Source organism: Paenibacillus sp. LS1, assembly GCF_026013365.1.
In the GTDB taxonomy this organism is placed as follows: Bacteria; Bacillota; Bacilli; order Paenibacillales; family Paenibacillaceae; genus Paenibacillus.
Window position 1 is genome coordinate 233,411 of record NZ_JAPDOE010000005.1, and the last position, 25,697, is coordinate 259,107.

Below are 25,697 nucleotides of genomic sequence, written 5' to 3' on the forward strand. Positions count from 1 at the left end.
ACGCAGTGTTAGGAAAGGAGGGAGAGCCGAAGAGCGCATAATATGACCAAACCAATATTTCAACGTGGAGTAGGGAAGACGTTTACGCCGGCACGTTCCAATGAAGATAAAGAAGATTACATCGAAATACTCAATCAAATCTACTACGAAAAGAATTTTTCAAGCAGCAATAAGTTTCTAGAGTATATTTGTAAAGAGGCTATTGAGTATATCCAATTAAAGGAACAACATGATGGTAGTCTCCCTATGAAACAAACCCAAAACGGTTCAACAAATGTCACTTTAAATACACAGCCTCATTCAACAATAGAAGAGATTACGATTCCTGAAAATAGTCATCAGTCAGCTCTCACCACCAAATCTGACACTGTGAGCAATCCACTTGACGAACCAGGTACGCCATTAAAATCAGCAGCTGAGAGAGCAAGAGAAAGGCTTGCAAAGACCAAGTTAAAACCATAAAAGGGTAGAATGGCTCTCTTATTGAGAGCCATTCTACCCTTTTTAATGAAGGATCTATATTGTTTTCGCATTTATCAGGCTAAGGACGGCAAAAACTCTTAGAATCGATGTGATTGATTTTCATACAGTTTAGGACCAGTTGTTCATTAGTTTCAAGGAGTCGACAGATCTTCATTCACAACTTAGCAAAGTATAATTTCTGGCAACCACAGAGTAAACTCTCCATTATCACAGCATTAACACAGTGTGGAATGAATATGAGCCAACAATTTATACGTTAAATCTATGTTCCTTTGTAGAGAGAGGGGGCTTATATCAACGTTGCCTCAATCACCAACAGAGTATGAAAAAAGGACCCAGGTTGAATCGAGAGATGTTGGCTTTACCTATAACCTTGACCCTTAATACACAAGGCGGTTTGAACGAGACACAACTCTGCTCTATATAGAATTGGTATCCGTTCAACTAACATGTTTATGCAGAATGCATTTTACTCCGAAATGATCCCTCAACGCTATTTAGCTAACCATACCCAAACGCAGCACAAGAACTTACCTCTTCCGGACGATATGTATTGGATCTAACAGAGGGGAATTTTTTTCTTTGACCATCCATCGACTTGTGGGAATACAAAATAAATGTTGGGAAGACCATTGACGTGCTCACAACCTCGAAGGTTTGGTGATTTATCCCTTCAGGTCTCAGCTCTGGTGAAGTATACAAACCGTTTCAACATACAACAAATTAGACTGAAGCTTTCCAGAGGTCTTGATATGGCATATGTTCTACTTCAGCTATAGGGTAGTGTGTTCCAGCACATGACCAATAGGGGAGGGCTAATCACGCACATCATTGGCCATTACACGTGATTCTTCATCCCTTTGGTGAAGGATTACCCTATGACTGTCTAGCTCATGCTGCGAATATTCTCATGAATGTATGTAGAGCTTCTACAGGTATCAGTTTCCAACAGTGCACTTAATATTAAACGACCTTGTGACTAAACGTGCTCACTTTAGCATCTACTCATACTGAGCTTGTATGCGATAGAAAATAGAAAGTAACTAATCAGTTCACGATTTAATCCCCCTACGCAAGCAGCCATGCATATTCATTTTGTCATCATGCGTTCTTCTTCAATCTAAATGACCCATTTGAAACAGTTCCCCCACTTCCCCCTAATTAGAATTCTATTTGGATTGACAGCAATTAAATAAGATTATTTTAGTCCTGGTTAGTTGTTACAAATATCTTCATATCCATATTAGATTCACTGACTCGTGCACACTTGTAAGAAACATTAGATTAGAGTAACCCCTATAAGATAAGTTTCTTTAAAGACCTTATAACACGGTTTCTTATTGGATAGAACCGATACTAAGATATCGTTAATCAAGATAACGAAAGAATACACAATTTAAAATAAAGAGAACGAGTCAGGAACAGGTGGATTTGATACGTTTTTTACTTTTCTCATCTCAGAAACCAAGGTGAAGGAAGGCGATACACGAGAGAGAGAATCACCTGGATTTTAATTTGATTCAACAATATTTACACTCTAATGCTAATATAGCCTCAAAAATCATATTTCTATAGCCAAGTGAATATCGATCACCTTGGAGTATGGACTCAGAAAAGGCATATTCAATGCAGCATGGACAGAAAAGAGGTAAAAAACACCGATAAACGCCCATAAAATGGGAATATTTTAACTTAAGTTAAATTAAGTTAAGTTAAATTAAGTTAAGTTAACTTAATTTAACAATCGATATATTCCGGTATGTTTTCTAATAAATAGTTTGGAGTTATAGAAGGTGGAATTGAGTATGTATTGCTGTGTATCCTGGGATGTGTAAACAACAGTGCCAATAGAAAGTGAAATAGAAAGAGTAGGTTCCACTATCAAATCTATAGATTAAAATCATATAAGATCGGGTCGAAAAATTTGCTCTCTGGCGCCGATTTTGCTAGTTTTTAAGGATTGAAGCAAAGGAGTATTTTTCAGGCGTGAATAAATACGTGCAAAGGTACGTCTTATTTCAGCATTAATCAGACTGTATAGAGAGGAACGAGTTTATGCCTACCATTGGACATGCGTATTTGAGTAATAAAGAAATTGATATCATCACAAACTTGTTTCGATTCAGAAGCGGTACAGCATTACAACTCACATATATATTAGAGCCAGCACTAGTGGAGACTGATTCAGGGTTGAGTAGCGCTCAAAACGGCTACACAGGTAGGGTGAAATACATTGCTAAAATTCTAAATGGGTTAACAAAGAAGGGGCTTGTCGCTATTTTCAAGGTCATACATACACCTAAGTACGTGTATTATCTGACACAAGAGGGTTTAAATACGGCATATACAATACTAGAGATCGAGGAGCATTCCGCGATGATCGCAGGTGGATGGGAAGGAGATTATGGTTACTTTGATTACTCTCTGTATAAACCCACTCAGGACAGATTTGCTCATCATGATCTCACAATACATTTTCAGATTCTTATGATGCACTATGCTGGTGTTTATCAATACAACTATGATTGGATCGACAACCGATACGCATCAACAGAATTCGCAGTGAAAAGTGGGAAGACAACCAAACGGTTTTTCCGACCAGATGGTGAGTTTAAAATAATTCGGCCTGGTCATCAAGATCATTACTGGTTAGAAGTAGACATGTCTACAGAAAGGGGAGAAAAGTTAGCTGATAAATTTGAAACATATAGGCAGTATCTTGATTACGTGACTGAAGGGATCAAATTCGATGAAGCCAACGACACTCCAAATTCAATCATGTTTCACTCTGCAGCTAGTTATATTCAAAAACGATGGACGTCTGTTCTAGTTGCATTTATCAGTAGAATGGGAGAGTATGCCTCGTTAGTTAATCTACGTCTGACTAACAACACAACACTTAATGAGGCTGTATCCGCGGAAATAAACAAATACCAGCTCCTAGATAAGCTAAAGAGTAATCTTAAGAAGTATCTCCTTCAAGAATCCGGGTTCAAGGGGGTTTTAAATCAAAACGTATTTATTAAGCTATTGCCTAAAGATGAATTGATTTTAGGAAACTGGTCACCCAACCTAATCATCGTCGAGAATTCAGATTTAACAAATCAAGTGCTCTTTTTTGAAAATTACGATGGTTATGAGAGTATTGGCCTTGCACGAACTATCGACTTCTACAAAAAATTCAAAACGCTCACTATCGGGAAAAGCGATAAAATTACTGATGTAATACCAGTCTTGTGTTATTACGACAACAAGGTTAATGAACTTCCCTTTAAAGGAACTTTACTAGAAAAAGAAACCAGAAATATATTCAGCAAATTAATCTTTCATGATGTTAAAAATAATCTATGGTTTGATGGTCAAACGAATCAGCCCATATTAAATAATCCGTTGATGTACAGATCACACTAATATCATTAAGAGGATTTTCTTGATTTTCGAACTTGGCCACGTTTAGTTCGCAATTCTGGAACGATTGCATCAACAATCCTGGAGGTACTATCCGAAAATGCTTCCTCAATAAAGGTCTGCATCACACGAGAGGACAGCATCTCTGGAGTAATCTCATATTCAACATCAATTTTTTCATTAATTGCATCACAGATCATTTGTAATTGGTAGTGACTATGTCTTTTGATCCGGAAGGATATCAGTCTATACTTCGTGTGCTCCCGTATCCAGGCACCTATAGCGCTTGCTATCATACTACTTCCCCCCTTTACGATGTAGGACACTCCAGACGCTGTGCGATGTGTCTTGGCTATGGATAACGTCCTCCTTCAGGTTTACTTTGTTTGTTTGCAAGACCTCACTATGTGAAGCCTCAACTATCACAGCAGGGGCAGAGGTATGAGTCGTCTGCCCCCCCAGTGGTTGAGCGTTTAACAGCATAGCTTGCTTATCCACTCCTGGTGCAATTCGATTCATAAGGCTATCCTTGTGCAAAGCATACTTGAGTAGAGCATGAGTGGCATGAGATAAATAAGAAGTCCCTAATGCGATTTGATATTCACTTAGTTTATCGTTAATCACTTTATTGACTCTTACTTTAAAGCGAACACGGAAATCAGTAACATCGAAATATTCTTCAATCCGTTTCGCGTCCATATGTCCCATGAAAGTTATATTACCAACAGTATAATCCCTCTTATAAAAATTACTGAAGAATCTCAGACATTCCTCATTTTGAATCGCAGTAGAAACCAGTAGAGCACCAACTTCTCCTTCAGAAATATTTAAAACATTACTAATCCGATGTATCCATACCTTATAGACCTCCGGTATATAGGGAGCAATGGGGATCTTCTTATCTGAGCGTTGCTTACGTTTTACCATCCTCTCAGTCATCTTTCAAACTCCTCTCATACTGTTATCGTCGGCACTCCGTGCCAGAGTTCCTAGTTTAATTTATGTAATAGGGAGGTATGGTAGAACGCGAATCTGCTCATACTGATAGAAAAAACAGATGGGTGGAATCCAAAATGCAAAAGAGAAGTAATGTGTTCCCTAATCTAACCGGAAAGAATGCTAAAGTTCTCGCACAGGACACTATAGCCCTGGCTAAAGAGCTCGGATACAAAATAAAAAAGAAAAATGGAAAAACGACCGACCGCCCTCATCGCTGAACGGTCATGACTTTCAACATTGAATTATCAGGTTAGTTGTCGAAGATAACCGTTAAGGACGATCGTATCTACACCTCTATACAGTAATCGTTATAGCATCAGAGATATGAAAGACGAGGATTTTATCAGTTTCGTGTACCTTATTGTGAGCAAAACCCGAAAATCCTTGTGTAGCAAGGGTTTCAGCCTACCTCTTTAGTATGAGGGGAAGATTCAAATGGTATCTTTATTAAAGAATGCTACTTTGCGATAGCTCCAAAATCGGAAAATCCGAAAATGTTTGCAATCTTCCCTTATATCATGCCGTTAAACACTACTCAAATTCATATTTAATGAGATTTATCTTAGTATCCGAGAGAAAAGTAAGCCCAAAGTTGTTTTTTGGGTAATTTGCGATTATACTTTATCACAAATAACCTGTTTTGTAGGAGTGAGCTTATGGACATCATTAACTTCCATCAACAACAAATTGAGCAACTGGAGATGAAACGTAATGAAATCCTCTCCATGGCAGATGAATTACCAGATGCAGCATTTTACATATTTCAGATCAATGCACAGATCCGAGATGCGATGATGAGAGGGGATAGGTTAAAAACGGAATTCTCTCCGCGAAAATGTAACCAGTGTAAGCAATCTATAAAAGAAGAAATCACTGACAAGATCCAATCCAAGTTGAACATCTGCAGCCGGTGTCTACAAACCATAAGGGGAGTAGTGACGAACGCAGAAATAGAAGAGAGATTAAAACTCAAAAATGGAACAGTTAAAAATGACATCAACTATAAACTGAAACCTCTAGTAGGTACGTCTCTCATCAGGAAATCAAATAAGATCTGGTTAATACATAAGTCGGTCACGGATATGTTCTATAATGCTAACTTCAACAAAAATGAGGTTCGTCTGAATTGGATAGGGGAGATGGAGGAAAGAGTAGAGTCTTTGCGAAAAAGAAAAGAAATCCTTACCGGTATGAAAGATTCTCTTAACGGTGCAATACTGCAACTCTTTAGTTTGGACTCACAGATTAAAGACTTCGAGGATCGACTCTCAATCGTTACAGGTGATCGATATCCTTTTAGATGCTCCCTTTGCAAGGGATGGGTAAAAGGGTCTGATAAACCTCTACTGCTGCAAGAGACGACCATCTGCCATCATTGTAGTCACACCATGGAGCAAGTAAAGACATTTGGAGAGATTGAAGAAATCCTAGGACTACGGAATGCGCGTATTCACAAAGATAAGGATAAAGGGGTTTTAGAACCGTATCTGAATAGCAAACTACTCTGGAAATCGGGTTCCATTTGGTTATTCCATCTAAATGCAGCGAGACTGCATTATAAGCCCGAGGATCTTAAGCCTGAAGAACCAGCATACAATGCGATTCCAACCTCACTTATGGAGCGCTCAAAAGCGATATATCAAAAAATACAGGAAGAGAAAAACAGTACAGCCAACGGATAAGATTGTTATAGAGAATCATTGCCCACTAGACATAACAAAAAGGACACTGTGATTTCAGTGTCCTTTCTTGGGACTGTTGTGGAGATAGGAAAGCATTCACCCTTTGGTCAGCGTAGTTATCTTCATCTTGGCCAGCTTCCGAACTAAATCACGCACAGCTGCTTCTACAGTAGGATCGTCTTTCAGACTTACTTGGTAGTTCTCTTCAGCTTCACTAATGATATGTGTAAAGACCAAGCAACTGCTCATTCTAGCCCTAACATCCCTACCATACAACCAATCTAAGGATACTTCATATAAATCAGCAAGTTTAACAAGAATATCTGAATCTGGCTCTCGGTAGGATCTCTCATAACCCGATATCGTCCCATTGGAAACACCTACCTTACATGCAACCATTCGTTGAGTGAGTTTCTTGTATACTCTTGCCTTTTGAGCCGAATACCCAGATTACTCATCTAATTCACCTTATGCTCTTCTTCTGGTCTACGAAGTATCTTATACTCGGATTCCGTATCAATGATAGTTACTTTTTCAGAATTTAGGATTGCCAGTAAAATCATCATATGACGACGTGTACAACCCACTGAACCTGTAACCCCAAAAGTGGTTCGATCCTGTTCCAAACCCTTCACCCCCTTATGATAATTAGTTCAAAGAACATGATGGTTAAGACATCATTTCGAAGACATATGTGTATAGGACCACGTAATATCCCCCCATAAGTCTGTGATTTTTAAGCCTGGTGCTAAACGTGAAAAATTCTGAATCGGAGTAGCTGCGTTAACAACAATTGTTACTCCCTTGTAGGTTGCATTCAGATTAATACCGTTCTGAAAAGCATTAAAGGCCTCAAATGGATCAATAGTCGTAACTTCCTGTACCTCAGGGACAAACGTCTCCCAATGACAGCTCATTGTTCCCATGTTAAGGCAAAGTTCTACATTACCAGGTTCGAAATCTGGATGATCGTAGTAAAAGAATCCACTTCCTTTTCTAATCACGGATATACGCTCATTGTCCATGTTCAGAGTTTCTATCATGTAAGCATACTCCCCAACATCTAAAGAACCTAGCATCTGTACTGTAGTCATACTCATCTAACGTGTCCCCCAAACTATTTTGATATCAGAGTATCATGTCTTAAATAAATCGAGTAATAGAGCAGGGAACAGCCCACTTGTCTTCCGTAACGACTCCATGGTAGACTAAGTTTCATATTATTCCATTTCATTCATCTCTTATTAACTCTGGCACGCGCCTTATGGGTTACTAGTTATTTTTAAAGAAGCGCTCTTCCGAGTGATCTCAATCTGCTTAAGTGTATCTGTTACTTATGCTGTATTGTCATTGGGAGGAACGCTTCTTTTTTGCGTGTCCGTTTACAACCCATCAGCAAAATCTCGAAACAAATGTTATAATTAAAGGAGGAAATGTTTAATGCGTAACCTGCAAGATACCCAGACCAATCCTAACACCGTAGTCGATGTCCTCATTGATGACTTGACGCTATGTTTGGTACATTCGGAAAATGGGGAAGAATATGATACTGTCTTTGAATCTTTAACGAAGAAGGATCTGAGCAAGCTCACCCCTTCTGAAGGCTGGACCAATTTTAACTGGAAAACTGAATTTAATGCCCCAGGCCGGCAAGTTATCAAACTGATGGTCAAAGGATCAGATCAGATTGAAGGATTGATCAGTTATGAAATTGCCCAGGGGTATGTGAGTATAAACTTAGTAGAAAGCGCACCCCGAAATGTAGGTAAAAACAAGCTTTTTATTGGGGTCGGTGCTCATTTATTCGCTATTGCATGCAAGCTAAGTTTCGATCTAGGTTTTGACGGTGTGGTTTCTTTCATTGCCAAGACAAACCTTATTGAACACTACCGAGAAAAATTAGGTGCCATCCTTTTAGGAAACCACGCGATGGCGATTGAAACACCGGAAGCTTTAGAGTTGGTGAAACATTACTTTAAGTGAGGAAGGTGATTGTAATGACATCGAATGATAACAAATTCGTGAAAGCTTTTGAAGAAGCGGAAGAAGTGGGTAATGGCGTATATGCTGTCCCCCCACAAAACAATGTTGAAAAGCAGGAACTGGATCGGCTGATGCAAGAATATCTGATCACTAAACGGAACATTAAACCCGCAAAGAAAGGGTAATCGTACCAGCAGGACAAACATCCCTTCATGGAGATGTAATATAGGATTCATTTACTTAAGGTCAAGCAGATTATTGCTTGGCCTTTTTGCATTCTTAAAATATTGGAGGAACTTATATGTTAAACGCGGCATTAAAACAAATGATTAAACAATACATGGAGCAAAATCAAATTGAGCTGACCCCCGCACAAGTAGAGCAAGCGTTACAAGGTGTCGTATATGCAACCCAACAAACGATAAATGATTCCATCCCTATTGCAGTTAGCCTTGCACTTGAATCACCATCGGTTTCGAATACTAGTAATGCTGAGGGAGATCAGTCCTCCCCAGATGACAATCAACCGAAAATAGGAGCAAATACAACAATCGAGGTCCATACACCGAAAGGTTTGATCTGTGCTAACTCCGTCCTTGAAGAGAATTATCCAGGGTTGAAGGTAACTGTTAACGGAGAGGATCTTGTCGCTGTTGAGTACGATTCTGACCGGAACCAGCACGTTATACGTGTATGGAAGCAGGGACAAGAAGAACCGGCTTATGTACAGAGTGTAGAAGACTTCTGGATTAAGACAGATCACTATCAATATGTCCGAGTAGATAGTCCCACGGTATTTACTGTTATTGATATCACTGAACTCCCCCCAGAGATTGCCGATCATATTGATGAGAAATACATTCTACGCATGATGACCGTTGATCTCGAAGAATACTCCGCAGAGCAAGTTACAGACATCCTAAAATCCTATGGATATGAATTACTGCCACTTAGTAAAGAAGTTGTCATAGAAAACACGTTTGAATCTGTAGAATCAACGACCATTGATAATAATCGGATCATAGCAGAATGTATTGCAGAGACATACATTGCTTCTGAATCTGAATTAACATTACGGTTTAAAGACCAGCCTGAGCTAAATCAATATCTTGCAGCTCACCAAATTGATTCATATGAATGATCATTTTGAGTTAATGACGTTTGTTGTAAATACATGCCATTCTTTTTGGGAGTATGAAACCATTGAGAGCTTCATGATAGACAATGGGGAGAGAGAAATATACAGGATTCTCGGGTGGTTTCCAAAGGAAAGTAATATAACTTATACAGAGCTTAATGCGATAACAACTGAGACAGAGTGGATCGTGGCAAACATTGATAAGGAAGGTGTACATGTCCTCCATAAGGTGCCTTCTACCTCGGAGTTGAGAGGCACCTTAACAGCGTATCAAAAAAATGCCCGTTGCCCGGAGCACGTGACCATTTATCCTGCTGAACGCCTCATCATTAATCCGCTGAATGATTTAAATTAAGTTAAGTTAATTTAACTTAGTTTATTTTCATTCAAATCTGAAAATTAGTTGAATAAGGGGTGGAGGAATTTCTTTGAACAACAACCAGCGCAAGGACAACACACTTGAGATCAGTCAATGGATCATCATTGGTGTTGTTGAGTTAGGTATACAATTCGAACAATCCTTTGATCTAATCAAGCGAGTATATAATGACGTTTGGGGGACAGAGATACCTGATTTAAAACGCGTTCGAATTCGAAGTCATGAGAGATATAAAGAATTACAATATAAATTGGAGAGAAATGAACTGTTTAGTGAGAGAGACCGTCATGAACTGATCTATCTTCAAATTGCATCTAGCGAGATAAGTGAGTAATAAGAGAATTACTATAAGGGCACTATCAACAACTGTTGATGGTGCTTCTTTGACTATTTAAAATTAAAGAAGATCCGAATATAGAATGCCATTATAGTTTGCCAATTGACATTATAGTTGGTAAATGGACATTATAGTTAGTAAATAAACCGTTTTAGGTACATTATAGTTGGTAAAAATGTGTGCCAACACATCAGTTGAATCAAGTGGTTTACCCACTTTAATGTAAAGCTTCTCATCTATTAACTGTCAATAACACCTTTAGAATCCCGCTTCATCACTTACCAACTATAATGTAACTTACGATTTCAGTTACAGTTATTAGCGCCGTCTCTTTTCAACTAGGTGTTATTGAAGTAGTAGTAAGCGTTACAATTTGGGGAGGTGGGGGGGTGCTTGCTCTGTCGCGGGTAATATGATAATATTCAAAAACACCAATGAATTACTCACGATAGACTCCAGCATGCGCTAAAGAGTCCCTACTTTAAAAAGCACTTTATCAAGTTAACGAACAGCCTTAGGTTGTAATTCTACCTTTTTGCTGTTCATTAAACTGATAAAGTGCTTTTTTTTGCGCACTTTCACAACCCAAACTAAACTACGTACAGAGAGGATCATCAACATGCAGACATGGATTTCAAATCACGAACTATTCCCTAACCTGAATCAGGAGCTCTTACAAGATTTACTTAATTTTAAGGATGGTGACAAAGAAAAGAGAGCACGATTTGCAATGAAGTATAATCTTTCATACCTGGGGGAAATCGCTGAGCGTTGGCATGAACGTAACATCGTACACAATATGGACGATCTACGTTCATTGATTCTGGGGCTCGTACTTGCCGGCAGAGACAACTATCTCTATGACCAGGAAGTACTCTTTGTATCTAGTGTTCGTCAGTATCTAAGCAACGACTGGGATTCACTAGCAGCTGCAGCTCTTCTAAATTTCTCTTGGAGTAAATTTAAAGATCCAATCGAAGCCAGTGATATCTTAGAAAGATTGCAAGAAGTAGATAATTCATCTCTCCCCCCCAATGACCGTATACTTATAATTAGTCTGTTATCTGATATTTTCTTATATAATTCAAAAAATGAGGAATTATTAGACTTCATCATTAAGCAGCTGGAGCAATTAGAGCTGGACTTGAGTGACAGTCATGAGAACTACCCGTTAGTCATCTTGTTAAGCGATGCATACGTACGGTTAGGCAAGCCATCGTCAAAGTTATTCAAGAATAAAGCAAAAGCCAAATGGTTACGAACACTATACTTGCTTACTACCAAAGAAACCCCCACAAATACAAAGGATCACACCACGTTAGACATCACCAAAGAAGAATTATTCTCCTACAACTACTTGCTATCCAATTTCAAACCCCTCGGGAAAACCTCATTTACTGGACCTGGTTTACTAAGAATGAAAAGACGGTATCTAGAATCTCATTTTTGGTCAGAAGTACCCTTATCTGATCAAGTCATCGCTCAAGTGGAACGGATGAAAAAGGACGATCTAGATCATTTACTCCATTCTGGATTTGCAGATGATTCAAATAATCCCCGTTTTTTAAACCAAGACAACCTCAAATTATTTCTTCAACTCGCGGAAAAGAAACTGATCACGTATTGCAATTCATCCTACATCCTGCTCATCGATCTCAAAGTTCTTTCCGAGGAGCTTGAAACCAGGATCATTCAAGAGTTGTTGCTACATGTTGGATTAGCCCAAGAAGAGTTTATATATCTTGAACAGTTACGTAGTAGACGTGAAATCGAATGCGTCCCAACTAATTACACCTACACGAAATCACTCCTAGTCAATGGATTTATCTCACCAAATGATATTAGCCTGTTGAAACGCCGGCAGATGGTTGGGTCCTGCATTCAGGTACTCGTAGGAGAGGACAGAATCTCTGACTTAATGGATCTTCTAAGTCACTGTGAAACACGGCATCTGAAACACCTCTTGGCTTACCTCAATATGGACAAAATCTTGACTCTAATTGAACATCCCCCCTATCAAAAACTCTTGTATTACTATCTGCAAGCACTCTATAATTTCAACCCAAAAAACTATGTACCGACCATTTACCAAATTTTAGAACAGGACAAGCTTAGATCGTTAAGCCTATTTTCTGATGAAGAACATCATCAATTGGAAAAGGATTTGATCGATTCTGCACTTCTAATCAAATCGCATCACATGACACTCGTGAGAAAGCACATGTCTGATCAAGAGCGGGTAGAAGCAGATTTAAATACCCTCTGTGAGAAGATCCAAACTACTAATGTATATACTATGAAGTATCTCTTAATTGATAATAAAGAATCCTTCAGATCGAGCGAAAAATTACGTACAGGATACCTAGAACGATTGATGACCTTAGAAGCAGAAACGCATCAGTTATCTTCCATCGTCTTTAATTATCAGATGCTTAGATTGATGAATATCTGCGAAGAACAAGAATATGCAGCATTTGAAAAATGGTTGACGAAAACAATGTTTGATGAATACGAAATCGCAAATTAAAAGGAGACATTTACATGATATATTCATTAATCCGAAACCACATCGAAACGCTGGCAGAGGCTTCTAAGAACGGTCTGCCACTTGAGGTATTACAACAGATTACTCTAGTGAACCGAGCACATCTTCACTACCTTACACGTTACCCTGAATTCGAATCATTTACTTGGAACAAAGTCCTTTCATCCAGAATCTTAATCCAGATCGTAAACGAGCAAACCGTTCCAGATCTGCTCGTACGATTTCTGTGTTCTTCAAACCGACCTCTAGAACAGATTGAACGAATGATACAAACTGAAGGTGTAGAGGACATCTATGAATTATTTGAAGATGGTAGGTTTAGTTTATATCATCAATGGGCACGGTCAGACCTATTTATTGATATCATGGAATGTTACTCTGATAAGGCCTACTTAGCACAGAATATGGAGGAATGTATCGGACCGTTCATTGAGAACATGCAACACTATGACTCAAGAGAAAAGTACAGCACTTTGTCCGAGTTAGAACGACCGGTAGCAATTCGGATGTCAAAATATACGAAACCCTTGCACTTCAGTCTAATATCACTCACAAGACATATTGAGTTCTATGAACAACTAGAACAATTTATGTCAAGAGTAGACATTGTTGAATGTATTCGGGGCTTAGAAGCAACGTTCAAGGCAGCTGATGATCCCGAAGAGATTACGCGGGGGATTCTAGAGATGTACGCAACTGCAGCACCAGACTTAGTGAACGCATGGATTACTCAACTTTGGAGCAACTGGCTTAACCCGCCATCTGAATTTCAATATCGAGCTTTATTCCAACATGCCTCAACACGAAAAGAACATGATGTATATGAGGTAATCTACGGCTCTAACTCTCTGGCTGTTCAAGCCTGGGATCTGTGTAAGGATGGTGGTAACCATGTGATGAGGTTCATCCATCGATGTGCAGAACAAGGTAAAAAGGCCTTTCTGAAAATGGTAGTGAATAATGAGACAGTTCATAGGCATATTAGAAGATTAGATAAGTTCCACCCTATTTTCTCTGACTATTTCCTCAACGTCATTAATGTGAATACACTTCAAGTCTCCGATTTCAAGTTGAGTATGCACCAGTTGAAGGATGACACACTTGTTAAGTATATTTCCGGAAGAGGACTGTGCGTCACATGGAAAGAGTTTCAGTTTCTTTATAAGCAACATGATTTAAACGTTGATTTGTACTTCCGTTTAGTTGTTCTTGGTATCTCCGTGGATAAGAGACTACAATTGTGCAGAGAATTACCCGCTCTTAACACGCTTACTCAACATTTTGATAGTGAGGAATCTCTTCTCACAGCAGTGGTGAGTTTGATCCAAAAAGGTAACTTCAAGGATCAGCTACAGAAACAAACCTGGTATGTCAAAGGAGCAGAGAAGAGTCAGTATCTGCTTATGCTTCTCCAACCAGAACGTTTTGAACGTTTTAGTAAGTATGTTACATCACCTGACGATATTAGGTTTATTGTAAGTGAGTATACTCTTTTGGAGAAGACCAATAACTTTACAGATGCTAAACGTCTTTATATGGTTACCAATTTGGATTGCCAAGATCTCATTGAAGCCTTAAAACTACCAGGGGAATTCAAAGAAACACATATGGATGATATCCTATCGTTTTGTTTTAAGGGGCTGGCCAAAGTCTTTTTGAAAATGATGAGTTCAGCAGAATTAAGTTCAAGACAAAAACAAAATTTAGTGCTCCTGACTAAAGCTGAGATCATGAACAATTTAAAAGAAGTGAAGTTTGTTGAAACTGACTTTGAACTAGAGATTGGTTTACCTATTCCGGAAGCAGCCATAGATGAGTGGAAGAGAGATCGGCAGATGAAGATGGCTGGTTCTCTTGTGATGGCCGAAGCAGCCGACTATGAGACTACCATTCGTGTCGGTCAATATCCCGTGTCCACCTGTCTTCACTGGAACAAGGGGATGTATCAGCGCTGTTTACTAAGCAGTTTTGATACCAACAAGAAAATGATTACAGTGCACAACTCAAAACAGCAGTATGTGGGTAGAGCAGTCATCCGACTTACAAAAGCGATATCTCATTTGCCCAAAAAGAAACTCCGGTTCAAGGACATTACAAAACAGGAGACGGAGGTACCGGCACAACCTGTAGAGGAACGTTTTATCCTCTTCTTGGAAAGATGCTATTCCACGACTGATGGTGATGTCGCGAGAAGTATTCGTGAAGGTATTATCAAAATGGCCAAAAAGAAAGCTGAAATGATGGGTGCAACTCTTGTCGTTTCGACTAGTTATGGTCGGGCTGATTTCCCCGAAGAATTATCTTTTGTGGAAACAAAGAAAAATCTCGTCTTCATTTCACATTCGAAAAATGAATACCAGTACTTAGATTCCATGTCTGGACAAGCTTCTGAGGCAAATGAAGGAAAGTACGTACGGACTGAACTGTGGTCTGAGGGTCCTTTATTCACCCAGGAACAGGAAACTACGTCTTCTGATGTTGAATAAGTCAGTTAACTTTGAAATGTGTGAACTCGCCAAAATCACACAACCTCATGTCATTTGACGGGTCGTTACGTAATTGCTATATTAATCACATGATTTAGTATTAGCGGTATCTGCTCTTGGCGGGGGAGCTATCGTTTTGAAAACAGGCATCGAAGGATTATCTCCGATGCCTGTTTTTTTCTATTCCTATATATACTATTGCTTGATAGAAACCGTCATTAAGATTGTGAGTCATGAGACATATTAGGCTGGGGGTAAACATGATGATCCGATGGCTTGAACGTAGAAAAGAACGGAAATTAGCAGTTGCAGCATATTATGATTTATCTCGAACCATTAGAGCTACATATAAACAATTGAACTACATGCTCATACAAAAGAAGTCCATTACCGTCATTGAAGCAGAGTCATCAGAAGATCTAACTGATCTGTATAATGAATTTTTATGCGGACAAGAGAGGGAGCACCATGGGAAAATTCTATCCATCGATGATAAACAATTTACAACTAATGGGGTGAAGTACTTCCTGCAGATTGAGTATACGGGGCTAGTCATAGACGAGAGTGCTTACTCCCTTGAACAATTTAAAGAAATACAAGCTACTTTTAAGGAACTGGAAATGGAACAGGAAATGTTAAAGCGAAAGCTGCTGCTTGATTATAACTATGATGTAGATTTCGAAACAAAAAAAAGAAAGACACTGCTGTACATGAATCAAAAGGGGATATAGGATTGCCCCAGGTAGTCCCCCGAAGAAGAGAATGAAAAATAGAGGCTACCATGATCATGATAGCCTCTATTTTGGCTTGCTGGATAGCCAATCCACCAAATGATTACTGCTCCTCTGTTGCTGCAACTTCATCAACCAGGGATGCTAACCTACTGAGGATCTCCTCGTTAAGATCATGTGGTTTGATTTCTAGCCAGCAAAACCCTCGGTTAGTAATCGGGGGGAGTAACTCCCCTCCACAGTCCATCACTCGTTGCGACAACGCCTGTATATGTTCAGCTCCACAAACGCCGCTGCAACCGATTCTGGGATTAGTACATTTAAGCATCTGATAGCTCCGTTTGCCATCCCCTTGATATTTGCTTAACCTTTCCCGTTGTTCTTGATCTTTAAAGGGATACTCTTCAGCAAGGTGAGCAAATGATTTGAAAGCAACATACAGCTGATTAACAAGATACTTGAATAAATCCTCACCCGTTTTGGGTTTGATAGAAAACTTGAAGCCGTATTGCTTGCAGATCGCTTTAGCATACTTCTTCTGTTCGTCGGATATTTGATCCATTGATATTTTTAGTTCTTTTGCAATCTCTTTTCCTTTAAATACGACTTTCCCGGTATTTAACCTCTCCGAAATGTTCAACGCTGAACGGGAGTAGGGGGGATATGCTGCCTGGGAGCCATGTTGTCGCTTCTCTTGGAAGAAGGCTTGTACCTCTTCAAAGGACCGCGTAAATCGATATCCCTTTTCCTCGAAGCTCTTCTGAATATCCCTACCGTATTCTTTTGTAAATACCCTCGGATCTAAAATAGTGATTACACCATAGTCCTTGATATCACGTATCAGCCGGCCAACCCCTTGATTTAGTTTCACCATCATGTGGGGAAGTGTCACTTGTTTCATGAAATCATCTTCAAATCCTTGGCCGATTAGCTTGATGAAAGGATCGTCTGGAACAGGGAAGGGGAGCCTGGAAAAGATAACCGAGACTAATCCCTCGCCTGGCACTGAAAAGCCTGAGAAATACGAACCACTGCCTAATAACACACTGTTTTTGTCTGCCTTGAACTCAGAAGTTAATTGCTCAACACCCGCTTGCTCTTGGTATAGGAATAACCACTGATTATCTTGGCAGATCTGCTCGATGGGTTCCCTGGCACTGGCCATGTACTGTTTAGAGGTAGATAGCAATAAAGATGATCCCTGCGTCAGCTCCAGCAGTTGACGGTAATGGCCCATTGCATGCTGCATCAAATCTTTTTCCTGATCATTAGGATGAGGTATGTTCTCTGGAACATAAATCAAGCTTTGTTTTGCATACTGGAATGATTCCGGAATGACCTTCAGCTCAACGTCTTCTCTACTTAATCGCCATTGGTTCAGGAATGAAGTGAAGTCGCCATCCATCGATAAGGTACCGGACATTACAATGAGCTTGTTCTGTCCAGCCAAGTGACTAATGACACGCTTAAACTCACTCGGGAAATTGGTAGGGATACTGGTAAAGGTATACTCTTCATAGGTCACCCAACTTACAGAATACTTACTATTGATGAGCTGTTTGATGCTGTAGACAATCTGGTCTAGTTTCTCAACATAATCACTTAGAGAGGAATCACGGTCTAAACGTTCACGTTTACTGAAGAATATCTTCTCCGAAAGTGTCTTTAAAGTATTTCTAACCTCTGCAAGGTAATGAGACAGATTGGACGATATAGGATACCGGCCCAGAAGAGATTGCTTATCCTGTGATTCCCTTCTCATAGCCTTATTTAATTCAAGAATCAGGTTGTTATATGCAATTCTCTGGTCCTCGGGGAAATGCCAGCTTCGTGCAACCTCTGCCAAGTCTGAAATTCTCGTTGAATCAGCAATCATACCTAAAAAGTTCTCCAGAAAATGATGAGCCTCATCAATGACAATAATGCCAGGATTCAGAGGAACAATGGCAGCCGTGGGCTCGTCTTCTAGGCGGTTAAGAACAGATCGAATCAATTGATCTTGATTCGTTACGACTAAATCCACATGCTCATCTCGAAACCGTTTACGATGATTCGCTGTTGGACAAAATCCGAGGGAACATCTCTCACAGTCAGAACGGGACCCTTTAAAGCTCACTCGGTTCCAGTCTGAGTTTCGAATCCCTCCGTAATTTTTCTCAAATTCGTCTCGATGGCCTGTGGAAGAGGTTTTGAAAAATTGATCCAGCTTTTGTGATAATTCGTTATCCAATTGTTTTACAAATTGCTTCTCATGATGACAGTAGTAATGAGATTTCCCTTTAGCGAGAATGGCAGTCTTCAGCAGATTCATATTCCTTAAAAGAGGCACTTCACTTTGCATCAATTGACTTTGAAGGTTTATCGTAGCCGTTGCGTACACGACACGACTCTGGTTGAACGCACGATCTATGGAGCATTCGATCAACGCCGGCACCAAGGCCCCTAATGATTTCCCTGTGCCTACAGGTGCTTCAACCACAAGTATGCGCTTACTTCGTTGTGCCGTGTGCAGAAACTCGGCTACATCTATAGCCATTTGTACCTGGCTGGTCCGTATATCCTTGCTGTTGTACTCTTCTGGAAGTTGTCTTTCGAATATATCAAGCAACAACTCTACACGGGAATTAGACATCCCCTCACCCCTTATAAACACATATGTTCCCATTATACCACATGAAACTTGTAAACTTGTTCGCTTTGGTTGAGATAAATGTAAGGATAATCCTACGCATTGTAATCAGTAACACACACGAATCAAGAGATCGATTGTAGAAAGGTTTCCACGATAGTTATGCCAGCTGCTGATGGGGAAGAGGGGCAACCCAGTTCCTGATCTATTCAGCTGTATTCAAGTACACATTGATCTTGCTAGTTGGAACCAGATAATGAAACTCAGCTTCAAATTTGTAAGTACACCTCGATAATTATATACTCACCTGCAGGAGAGTGATCATATGAAAATCGGAAAAATTTTTTCAACATTTGTTCCCTGTTTGTTCATCCTATTCAGCTCGTTTTTGTGGTATTTGAAATTGGATTCGGCTGATTATTCAGTCCTGATCCTAGTACTTAGTTTGATTAAATACCTCTTTGAGACAGCGTTACTTGGTCTTGCATCTTTCCCTATTGTGCAGATGTTCTTAACCATGAAGAATAGCTCTAGATCTAGTTCTTACTTAAAGAAGATTATCCAAGCTCCACCCATTATCCAAATCATCATCAGTGGCAGCATATACGTTTCATTTCCAATAGCACTTGAATTCTTTGCTTCTCGTATGGAATTTAATCTGTGGTTTCTATTCCCTGTTATTGTAGTATCTAAAATCAGTTTTGCTGTCTGTATTGCGTTCATGGTAATGGCCATGCAACAGCGAAATATCGAACCTAATCCTGATAAATTAGGCTCCTAACAATTTTTGAAACGTTCTGATTATGGAGGTCAATATTCATGAGCACTGAAGATTTAATTGCCGCATATCCAATAAAAGAACCGAGCCAACCCGTTCCTACCTTGCTATTCTTTGGTCTCATTTTACTGTTCTTCTCATTTAGTACTTTTGGCAAAACTCGTACTAGAAGTTTTATCTCATTAATCTCGATGGCAGTATCCCTAATCTTTCTAATCTGCAGTTTCACACAAAGCCTCGATGACACCTTTAAACATAGTAAAGCGAAATCAGATTGGAGAACCGAGTCATATCTCCCCTACATCAGTAACCTGGAGCTGATAGAAGAAGATGTCACCGATTATACCTTGAACGAGGATGGTTCAATTACGGCCATTGCTGTTGCCAAAGATAGCTCAATGGTTACATACGAGGGCTTGGATGAGAAAAAACAATCGACAACAGGCAAAGACTATGTGAGTTATGTCTATGTATCGGAGCTTCAATCAATCGGCATACCTGATGGAAAAGAAACACTGACCATCCATTTGAAACCTGCAAAATAGCTCAGCATTGTCTACGAGGCTACGTTCTAACCACAGTTGATCCAAGATTCTATGTAACGCTGAATTTGTTTTTAAATCAAATATCCATTTCACGGAGGTATCTTTTTCAATGAGTACTGAAGAATTAATCGCATCTTTTCCTGTTAAAGACGTCAATTACTTTGCGTTAGCATTATTTATTTTCGCTGTAATTCTAGTCCTTGTTGCATTGATTGCTAAAGAAATTAGTTCCCCACGTACTAAAAGACTTCTAGTCCCGATTGCAGGATCTATTGGTTTTGTATTCTTTTGCATAGGAGCAAGTATTGGTCTAATTAATCATAGCGATCATCAAGTAGCTGTTATGGATTGGAAAACAACAACGTATCAATTATATTTAAATTACCAGCAAACAATAGAGGAGGAAGTGACTGATTATAATGTGAACGAGGATGGCTCCATCACTGCCATTGCTGTAGCGGTAGATCAGTCCATCGTACCCTACCGAAAATTAAGAAAAATAGAGCAATCTACTCAGAGCAGAAACTATATTAGTTATGTGCTGGTATCTGGACTTGAATCTCTTGGCATCCCAGATGGGAAGGAACTCATCACCTTACACCTGAAGAATGCAAAGTAAGTACCGATGGAGAAGTACGATCTATAAGATGTTTGTCTTCACATTAAAAAGGAGGATCACCATTGATGAAATATATCCCACCTCATGAGGAACTCTGTCATATTTGTAATGAATTCGAATCAAAGTGGGATGAAAAGTGTGTCGCATGTTTTATTCGATACGGCCGCCCTTACCCACTAACCAATGGGTTAGTGGAACGAGTTAAACGTTTCGTATATACCTGGATGAATATCGATTCGATGTTAATCTCTTTAGCAGCTTCACATCGCGAGAAGCATTGGTTCAGTGAGAATTACCGTGGGATATCAGAAGAACAATTAATCAGTTTTCGACACTTCACCAATTACATGACGAAAGAAGAAAAACGAGATCCTCAGTGGCTTTCGGAGGAAAGGATATTGCAATTGTCAGAGATGAGTGGTGTTCATGAATATCATATCAGTACACTTGCCTCAATATTTCATTTGAGGTACCGGTCTCATACAATTTACCACATACCGGAACAAATTCTCCTACTCAAAAATTTACATAGAACAGAGGATCTTCGTAAAGAGGTACGATATGAATATTATATAGATCAGATCGTTCCCACATCCATCAGTAGAAATAGAAAGTAAGCAATATTCGGTTCTCCACGTATGAGGGGAGCCTTTTTTTGTTGGATAAAAGTGATATAGTTGATACTATATCTACACTATATAGGGGGTAACAAATGAAAAAGCCGAAACAGAAAAATACCACATTGGGGGTATACGACCACGAATTTAATAGTTTTGCGACCGTCGATCCGAGTGTCAATCATAAGCTAGGGGAAGATTCAACAATATTACACGAACTGGTACACATGAGGTTAACACAATCTACTTCGTATGGGTTTCTAATACATATTCTTTTTAAACTTGGCAAACATGAACCGAGGTTAGCAAAAACGGCAGATGTTCTACAGTTACATATGTTACATGTACAAGAAGGTTTAGCAGTTTTCTATGAGATGATTCTCCTGTATGAAAAAGATGGAAAAGAGGCGTGCCTGTCTTATTTAATTGATATGAAGGAAACTGATCTCAGATACTATAATTATCTCAAACCTCTCGAATTTCTCATCTTAGAGCACGACAATCTTTCAATCTTCATGAAACTAGAATTAGCCCAAGCACTCGCTGTCTCTGCGTTATCAGGGGAGCTTAAGAGAATTAGGCCATTTGTATACAAACACAGATTGCTAGAGAATGAAGCAAAAAAAGATACGTCCAAGTTCGCTCTAGAGCTAATTCCTGATGTGAGGTTTAAATACCTAATCAAGACGCTTGAAGACCTTCTCCATCAAAAAAGGACTGTCTCTGGACAAGTGATTTTAGAAGAATCCAGAATTACAATCTTCCAGTATACAGTGTCGGACGTAACTGATTTTATAGAAACAATAATTGGAGAACACGAACAAAAAAACAGGATGATGAAGGAACTAAGCAACCTAAAAGCCATTGATCCAGAAGAGTTATACCTATGGGTCCATCCAACATCACTCAAGAGCTATAAAAATACAGGTGTTGATCTTGATCAAGTATTACCTATTCTAAAAAAGGGAGATGGTGCAATCGTCCTTGGAACATTGGTTAGCGCCCCTCCTTTTGAGCAACTATACTTACCAATATTCATGGATTATAATACAAAAACAAATTACGGCTTTCTCGCGAACAAAACAACTTTTGTTGATCTACTTAGAAAAACTCCACTACCTTTGACTGTAACACCATCTGTATATAAGACATTGATTCTTCAGAAGGCTAACGATCCGATTCTATCCATTATCAAGCGACCTATTTATGTTTATGTTGATGTTCCCTATGTACAGAGTAGTGAACAGATCAATTTTTTCTTATCTAACGAGGCTGCCTGTATCATCATGCCTTTTGAGAAAAAGGACATGTCTCTACTCGTTATTAAGCCGAATATAAACGAGGATGTATTCATCCTGCAGCTATTCTTTAATTATCAAGAAAACTACATTATAGATCACATCGAGAGCGGAGGGCTAAAAGCTAAGTTACTTTTTGAAAACGAGGAGAATATAGATCATGATTTTCTCAGCTCTGAACATCATGATTATATAAAAGATTACGATCAAATAGTCAAAAGTATTATCCAGGAAGGAGGTACCAACGACCGGGATACGGATACGTACCGAAATATTATTCAAAATTATGGATCATTAGAAGCTCTTTGGAGGGCTCAAATAGAAAATGAACTAAAAAAATTCATATGAATATACATGTAAAAGAGTAGGAAGCATTGTTCCTACTCTTTTCGTTAATCACATCTACCAGCTGTCACCCCCAGAACTGCCTCCACTATCGCTAGACCCGCTATCATAACTGGGTGTGTTATTAGTGTAATAAGAACTGCTGCTAGCACTTGAGCTGTTGCTGGAGTGCGATGAGTAGCTGCTTGACTGACTCTGTCTCGAGACTTCTTGTCTAGCGGCCTCTGCTTGGGCACGCTCAAGTTGATCAAGACTACTCTCGGCGTTAGAGCAGCTATGCAGTACCTGCGCATACAAACCCATGTTCCATAATGTGTTCATATTATTAAGACTCTCTTTAGTGTTCCTAACATGCGTATTTATCACATGTGTTTGAGTGTGTCTTCGACCATACCCATCAGAAAGACCAAAAGTAAAGTTGAATCTCTCAGTCGTTCTCTTGATTGCTTCCTTAGCCTTCTTGCGCTGATATAACAATTCATCCATTTGATTTATAGCCTTCTCCACTTGTTCCTTCCATTGAACAAAGGATTCATGTGTCTGGTTCAGACTAACTGGATAGGTATCCAAGGAGAGGGAAAGACCAATGAACTGGTCATCAACACGCTTCAATATATCCAAGATGGAAGATGACCTTAATTGCTCTACACCTACGTCATTATTAAGTTTTGAGAACACAGTTGTATATCGATCATGATAACTAGCGAGACTTGCTTTGATTTGTTCATGTTTTGTCTGGCAATGCTTATGTTGATTTAAAATGGTATCCTTCAGATTATCTATTTTATCGATAATAACAAATACACTTTTTAGTTCAGTTTCCAGTTCCATGATTCGTCCGTCACTATACAATAATTCACAACATCTTAGCACATTGCAGACGTGCTTATGTTGTTGGAGGATGTAATCATGGCTGGTTTCCATTAGATTTAAGGTTTCTCCGTCATAGTCTCGTTTAACTTTTACATATTCACTCAGATATCTCGACTCATCAAAATGGAAGTTAGACACATGATCGTGTAATGTCTCTATGCTCAGTTTCACTTGTTCAAAAAGTTCAATCCGCTGCTGAAGCCTGTTGTCACTTTTAAGTATTAGATCAATATCTATGAGCATTTGCTTAGCAGATTTCCAGTCACCATTTTCGACTTTGCTATTCAGTACATCCATTGCGGACATTGCTTGATGTATGTACGTGAAAGGATCAAAATTGATATCGAGTTTCTTCCGATCTACCCGCTCTACCTGTTGAATCAATTCCTGATTTTTATTCTCTAATACTCTTGGTAGGTCTCGTACAGTCTCAATTAATTCAGGCAGCTCTTGAATTAAATTCGATATGGTCTGTAATCGCTGGGTGGCATTCTCCAGATCCGTTGATACATCCTCCAGGTTCTCACGAGCTTGAGCATGCAGATATTCACTTGTGCTTTGTTCATGCGTCACCGTATCGAGTAACTGTTGTAGGTTTATTTGTTGCTGATATGAGATTTGTTCAATATCCTTCGTTAAGGTATGGACCATCAAGTTTACTTTGGCCATAGATTCGTCAGCTAATATCCCAAGCTGTTCATACACTTCAAGCTTTTCTGTGATCCGTTTAAGGCTCAATTCATAATTCCCAATAAACTTAACATGTTCCTCGTAAGTAGCATCTATTGAGTTGGTTCGTGGAGAAAACACGAAGGGGGCAAAGACTTTCCCCTTTTTTATACCATTCAGTAAATGTTCAACTCGGTCCTTCAGATTGGTGAAGTCCTTATTTAATTCCGACAGCTTTTCCACCGCTCTTTGACCGTCATAAGATTTCAACAGTAAATCTATTCTAAGGCCAGCAGAGTGACTAATCTTTAAAACCTCATTAGCCTTTCCTCTTAATTTCTCATTTCGTTGTTGAATGTCATGTAAATTCATAAGTAATTTAATCATGACGAACAGACATCCCCCACCGAGTACTATTAAGCCTACCCACTTAAAAAAATTTCGAAGGCTTTGTTTTAAATCTTCAACGGTCATTCCTTGAGCTGGTGCTACATCATTCTTCCAACTTGTCTCAGGTACAATCGGAGGGGGAGAAGTCTCTGCAATATCCTGGCTAGATATCTTTTCTGTTTCTTGAACGAGTGCCTTGATACCATCGGCAAACTTTCCTTGTTTCGCTAGAGGAGTGAAGTTCTTTCCAACCAAACGGTCAATGGCTGATCTCGATTCATAATCCGTTCCTGCATAGTTAGCAGGTAACTGGTCTAGTTTGTACTGCAACTCCGGATTTCTAAAGTACATTTGAATTCGCCGGTCATTTTTAGATAGCACCGTCAGCACATCAGAAGGAACGAGCCCCCAAGAGTCATAGAGCTGTGAGGCATAATCATGTCCGGATAGATCTCCAAACGAAGAGACCGTAACCACATAGTAATCGAGATTTTTGGCTTCTTGAATGGCCGCTTCAATACTAGGTATGTCTCCGGCTGAAAACATTTCCCCTCGGTCATACACATGCCGGTCATCTTTAGCTGGAACTTGGCTAGCAGCTGCAGTTAGTGGAAAAAAGATCTGCATAACTAATAATGCTGTTAAGAAAGTCCCCACAAGAGTACCGATCCTTTTACTCCATCCATGGTGTTTAATTTTCAAAGCGATTCCCCCATTGATCATTGTTATTGTGGGAACATTGTATCTTTATCGATGCGAGACG

Annotated in this window: 21 protein-coding genes and 1 pseudogene; 14 read left to right on the top strand and 8 right to left on the bottom strand. The window is 39.4% G+C overall.

Annotated features, from left to right (window positions below; genetic code table 11):
* Positions 1 to 42 precede the first annotated feature (42 nt).
* Both OM416_RS20230 and OM416_RS20235 read left to right on the top strand, forming a co-directional pair.
* Positions 43 to 462: a hypothetical protein gene (locus tag OM416_RS20230; RefSeq protein WP_264932552.1), complete on the top strand. Its 420-nt coding sequence runs from the start codon at positions 43 to 45 to the stop codon at positions 460 to 462.
* A gap of 2,076 nt (positions 463 to 2,538) precedes the next feature.
* Complete coding sequence (locus OM416_RS20235) at positions 2,539 to 3,894, top strand: replication-relaxation family protein (protein ID WP_264932553.1); 1,356 nt, start codon at positions 2,539 to 2,541, stop codon at positions 3,892 to 3,894.
* 5 nt (positions 3,895 to 3,899) lie between these two features.
* On the opposite strand, the gene OM416_RS20240 is transcribed toward OM416_RS20235, so the two are convergent.
* Together OM416_RS20240 and OM416_RS20245 are read right to left on the bottom strand one after the other, a co-directional pair.
* On the bottom strand, positions 3,900 to 4,187 hold the full coding sequence (locus tag OM416_RS20240) for a hypothetical protein (protein WP_264932554.1): 288 nt from the start codon (positions 4,185 to 4,187) through the stop codon (positions 3,900 to 3,902).
* A gap of 1 nt (position 4,188) precedes the next feature.
* Entirely contained in the window at positions 4,189 to 4,830 is a 642-nt protein-coding gene (locus tag OM416_RS20245; RefSeq protein WP_264932555.1) for a hypothetical protein, read from the bottom strand.
* A gap of 716 nt (positions 4,831 to 5,546) precedes the next feature.
* On the opposite strand from OM416_RS20245, the gene OM416_RS20250 reads away from it, so the two are divergent.
* The gene (locus OM416_RS20250) at positions 5,547 to 6,572 is read left to right on the top strand and encodes a hypothetical protein (protein WP_264932556.1); all 1,026 of its coding nucleotides are present in this window, start codon (positions 5,547 to 5,549) and stop codon (positions 6,570 to 6,572) included.
* A 96-nt stretch (positions 6,573 to 6,668) separates the two neighbouring features.
* Here OM416_RS20250 and OM416_RS20255 read toward each other — a convergent pair whose 3' ends face one another.
* From OM416_RS20255 to OM416_RS20265, 4 genes and pseudogenes are all read right to left on the bottom strand, one after another.
* Positions 6,669 to 6,821: a hypothetical protein gene (locus OM416_RS20255; RefSeq protein WP_264932557.1), complete on the bottom strand. Its 153-nt coding sequence runs from the start codon at positions 6,819 to 6,821 to the stop codon at positions 6,669 to 6,671.
* 36 nt (positions 6,822 to 6,857) lie between these two features.
* Positions 6,858 to 6,992 (bottom strand): annotated as a pseudogene (locus OM416_RS31955) (helix-turn-helix domain-containing protein); the annotation flags it as partial.
* A gap of 38 nt (positions 6,993 to 7,030) precedes the next feature.
* On the bottom strand, positions 7,031 to 7,198 hold the full coding sequence (locus OM416_RS20260; RefSeq protein WP_264932558.1) for a hypothetical protein: 168 nt from the start codon (positions 7,196 to 7,198) through the stop codon (positions 7,031 to 7,033).
* Positions 7,199 to 7,249: 51 nt separating this feature from the next.
* Positions 7,250 to 7,672: a hypothetical protein gene (locus tag OM416_RS20265; protein ID WP_264932559.1), complete on the bottom strand. Its 423-nt coding sequence runs from the start codon at positions 7,670 to 7,672 to the stop codon at positions 7,250 to 7,252.
* Between the two features lie 340 nt (positions 7,673 to 8,012).
* On the opposite strand from OM416_RS20265, the gene OM416_RS20270 reads away from it, so the two are divergent.
* From OM416_RS20270 to OM416_RS20300, 7 genes are all read left to right on the top strand, one after another.
* On the top strand, positions 8,013 to 8,555 hold the full coding sequence (locus OM416_RS20270; protein WP_264932560.1) for a hypothetical protein: 543 nt from the start codon (positions 8,013 to 8,015) through the stop codon (positions 8,553 to 8,555).
* A gap of 14 nt (positions 8,556 to 8,569) precedes the next feature.
* Complete coding sequence (locus OM416_RS20275; RefSeq protein WP_264932561.1) at positions 8,570 to 8,740, top strand: hypothetical protein; 171 nt, start codon at positions 8,570 to 8,572, stop codon at positions 8,738 to 8,740.
* Between the two features lie 116 nt (positions 8,741 to 8,856).
* Positions 8,857 to 9,696 carry a hypothetical protein gene (locus tag OM416_RS20280; RefSeq protein WP_264932562.1) on the top strand — a complete coding sequence of 280 codons (840 nt, stop codon included), beginning with the start codon at positions 8,857 to 8,859 and terminating at the stop codon, positions 9,694 to 9,696.
* A gap of 425 nt (positions 9,697 to 10,121) precedes the next feature.
* A complete protein-coding gene (locus tag OM416_RS20285; RefSeq protein ID WP_264932563.1) occupies positions 10,122 to 10,406 on the top strand; it encodes a hypothetical protein in 285 nt (94 codons plus the stop codon).
* Between the two features lie 622 nt (positions 10,407 to 11,028).
* Positions 11,029 to 12,936: a hypothetical protein gene (locus OM416_RS20290; protein WP_264932564.1), complete on the top strand. Its 1,908-nt coding sequence runs from the start codon at positions 11,029 to 11,031 to the stop codon at positions 12,934 to 12,936.
* A gap of 14 nt (positions 12,937 to 12,950) precedes the next feature.
* A complete protein-coding gene (locus OM416_RS20295) occupies positions 12,951 to 15,440 on the top strand; it encodes a hypothetical protein (RefSeq protein ID WP_264932566.1) in 2,490 nt (829 codons plus the stop codon).
* Between the two features lie 260 nt (positions 15,441 to 15,700).
* Positions 15,701 to 16,171: a hypothetical protein gene (locus tag OM416_RS20300; protein ID WP_264932567.1), complete on the top strand. Its 471-nt coding sequence runs from the start codon at positions 15,701 to 15,703 to the stop codon at positions 16,169 to 16,171.
* A 103-nt stretch (positions 16,172 to 16,274) separates the two neighbouring features.
* Here OM416_RS20300 and OM416_RS20305 read toward each other — a convergent pair whose 3' ends face one another.
* Entirely contained in the window at positions 16,275 to 18,836 is a 2,562-nt protein-coding gene (locus OM416_RS20305) for an ATP-dependent DNA helicase (protein WP_264932568.1), read from the bottom strand.
* A gap of 289 nt (positions 18,837 to 19,125) precedes the next feature.
* Between OM416_RS20305 and OM416_RS20310 the strand changes: the two genes are divergently transcribed.
* The 4 genes from OM416_RS20310 (at position 19,126) to OM416_RS20325 (ending at position 23,005) form a co-directional block, all read left to right on the top strand.
* A complete protein-coding gene (locus tag OM416_RS20310) occupies positions 19,126 to 19,581 on the top strand; it encodes a hypothetical protein (protein ID WP_264932569.1) in 456 nt (151 codons plus the stop codon).
* A gap of 38 nt (positions 19,582 to 19,619) precedes the next feature.
* Positions 19,620 to 20,123, top strand: a complete 504-nt coding sequence (locus OM416_RS20315) for a hypothetical protein (RefSeq protein WP_264932570.1) — start codon at positions 19,620 to 19,622, stop codon at positions 20,121 to 20,123.
* Between the two features lie 109 nt (positions 20,124 to 20,232).
* Positions 20,233 to 20,742 carry a hypothetical protein gene (locus tag OM416_RS20320; RefSeq protein ID WP_264932571.1) on the top strand — a complete coding sequence of 170 codons (510 nt, stop codon included), beginning with the start codon at positions 20,233 to 20,235 and terminating at the stop codon, positions 20,740 to 20,742.
* A gap of 712 nt (positions 20,743 to 21,454) precedes the next feature.
* Positions 21,455 to 23,005 carry a hypothetical protein gene (locus OM416_RS20325; protein WP_264932572.1) on the top strand — a complete coding sequence of 517 codons (1,551 nt, stop codon included), beginning with the start codon at positions 21,455 to 21,457 and terminating at the stop codon, positions 23,003 to 23,005.
* 54 nt (positions 23,006 to 23,059) lie between these two features.
* Here OM416_RS20325 and OM416_RS20330 read toward each other — a convergent pair whose 3' ends face one another.
* On the bottom strand, positions 23,060 to 25,636 hold the full coding sequence (locus tag OM416_RS20330) for a TPM domain-containing protein (protein ID WP_264932573.1): 2,577 nt from the start codon (positions 25,634 to 25,636) through the stop codon (positions 23,060 to 23,062).
* Between the last annotated feature and the right edge of the window lie 61 nt (positions 25,637 to 25,697).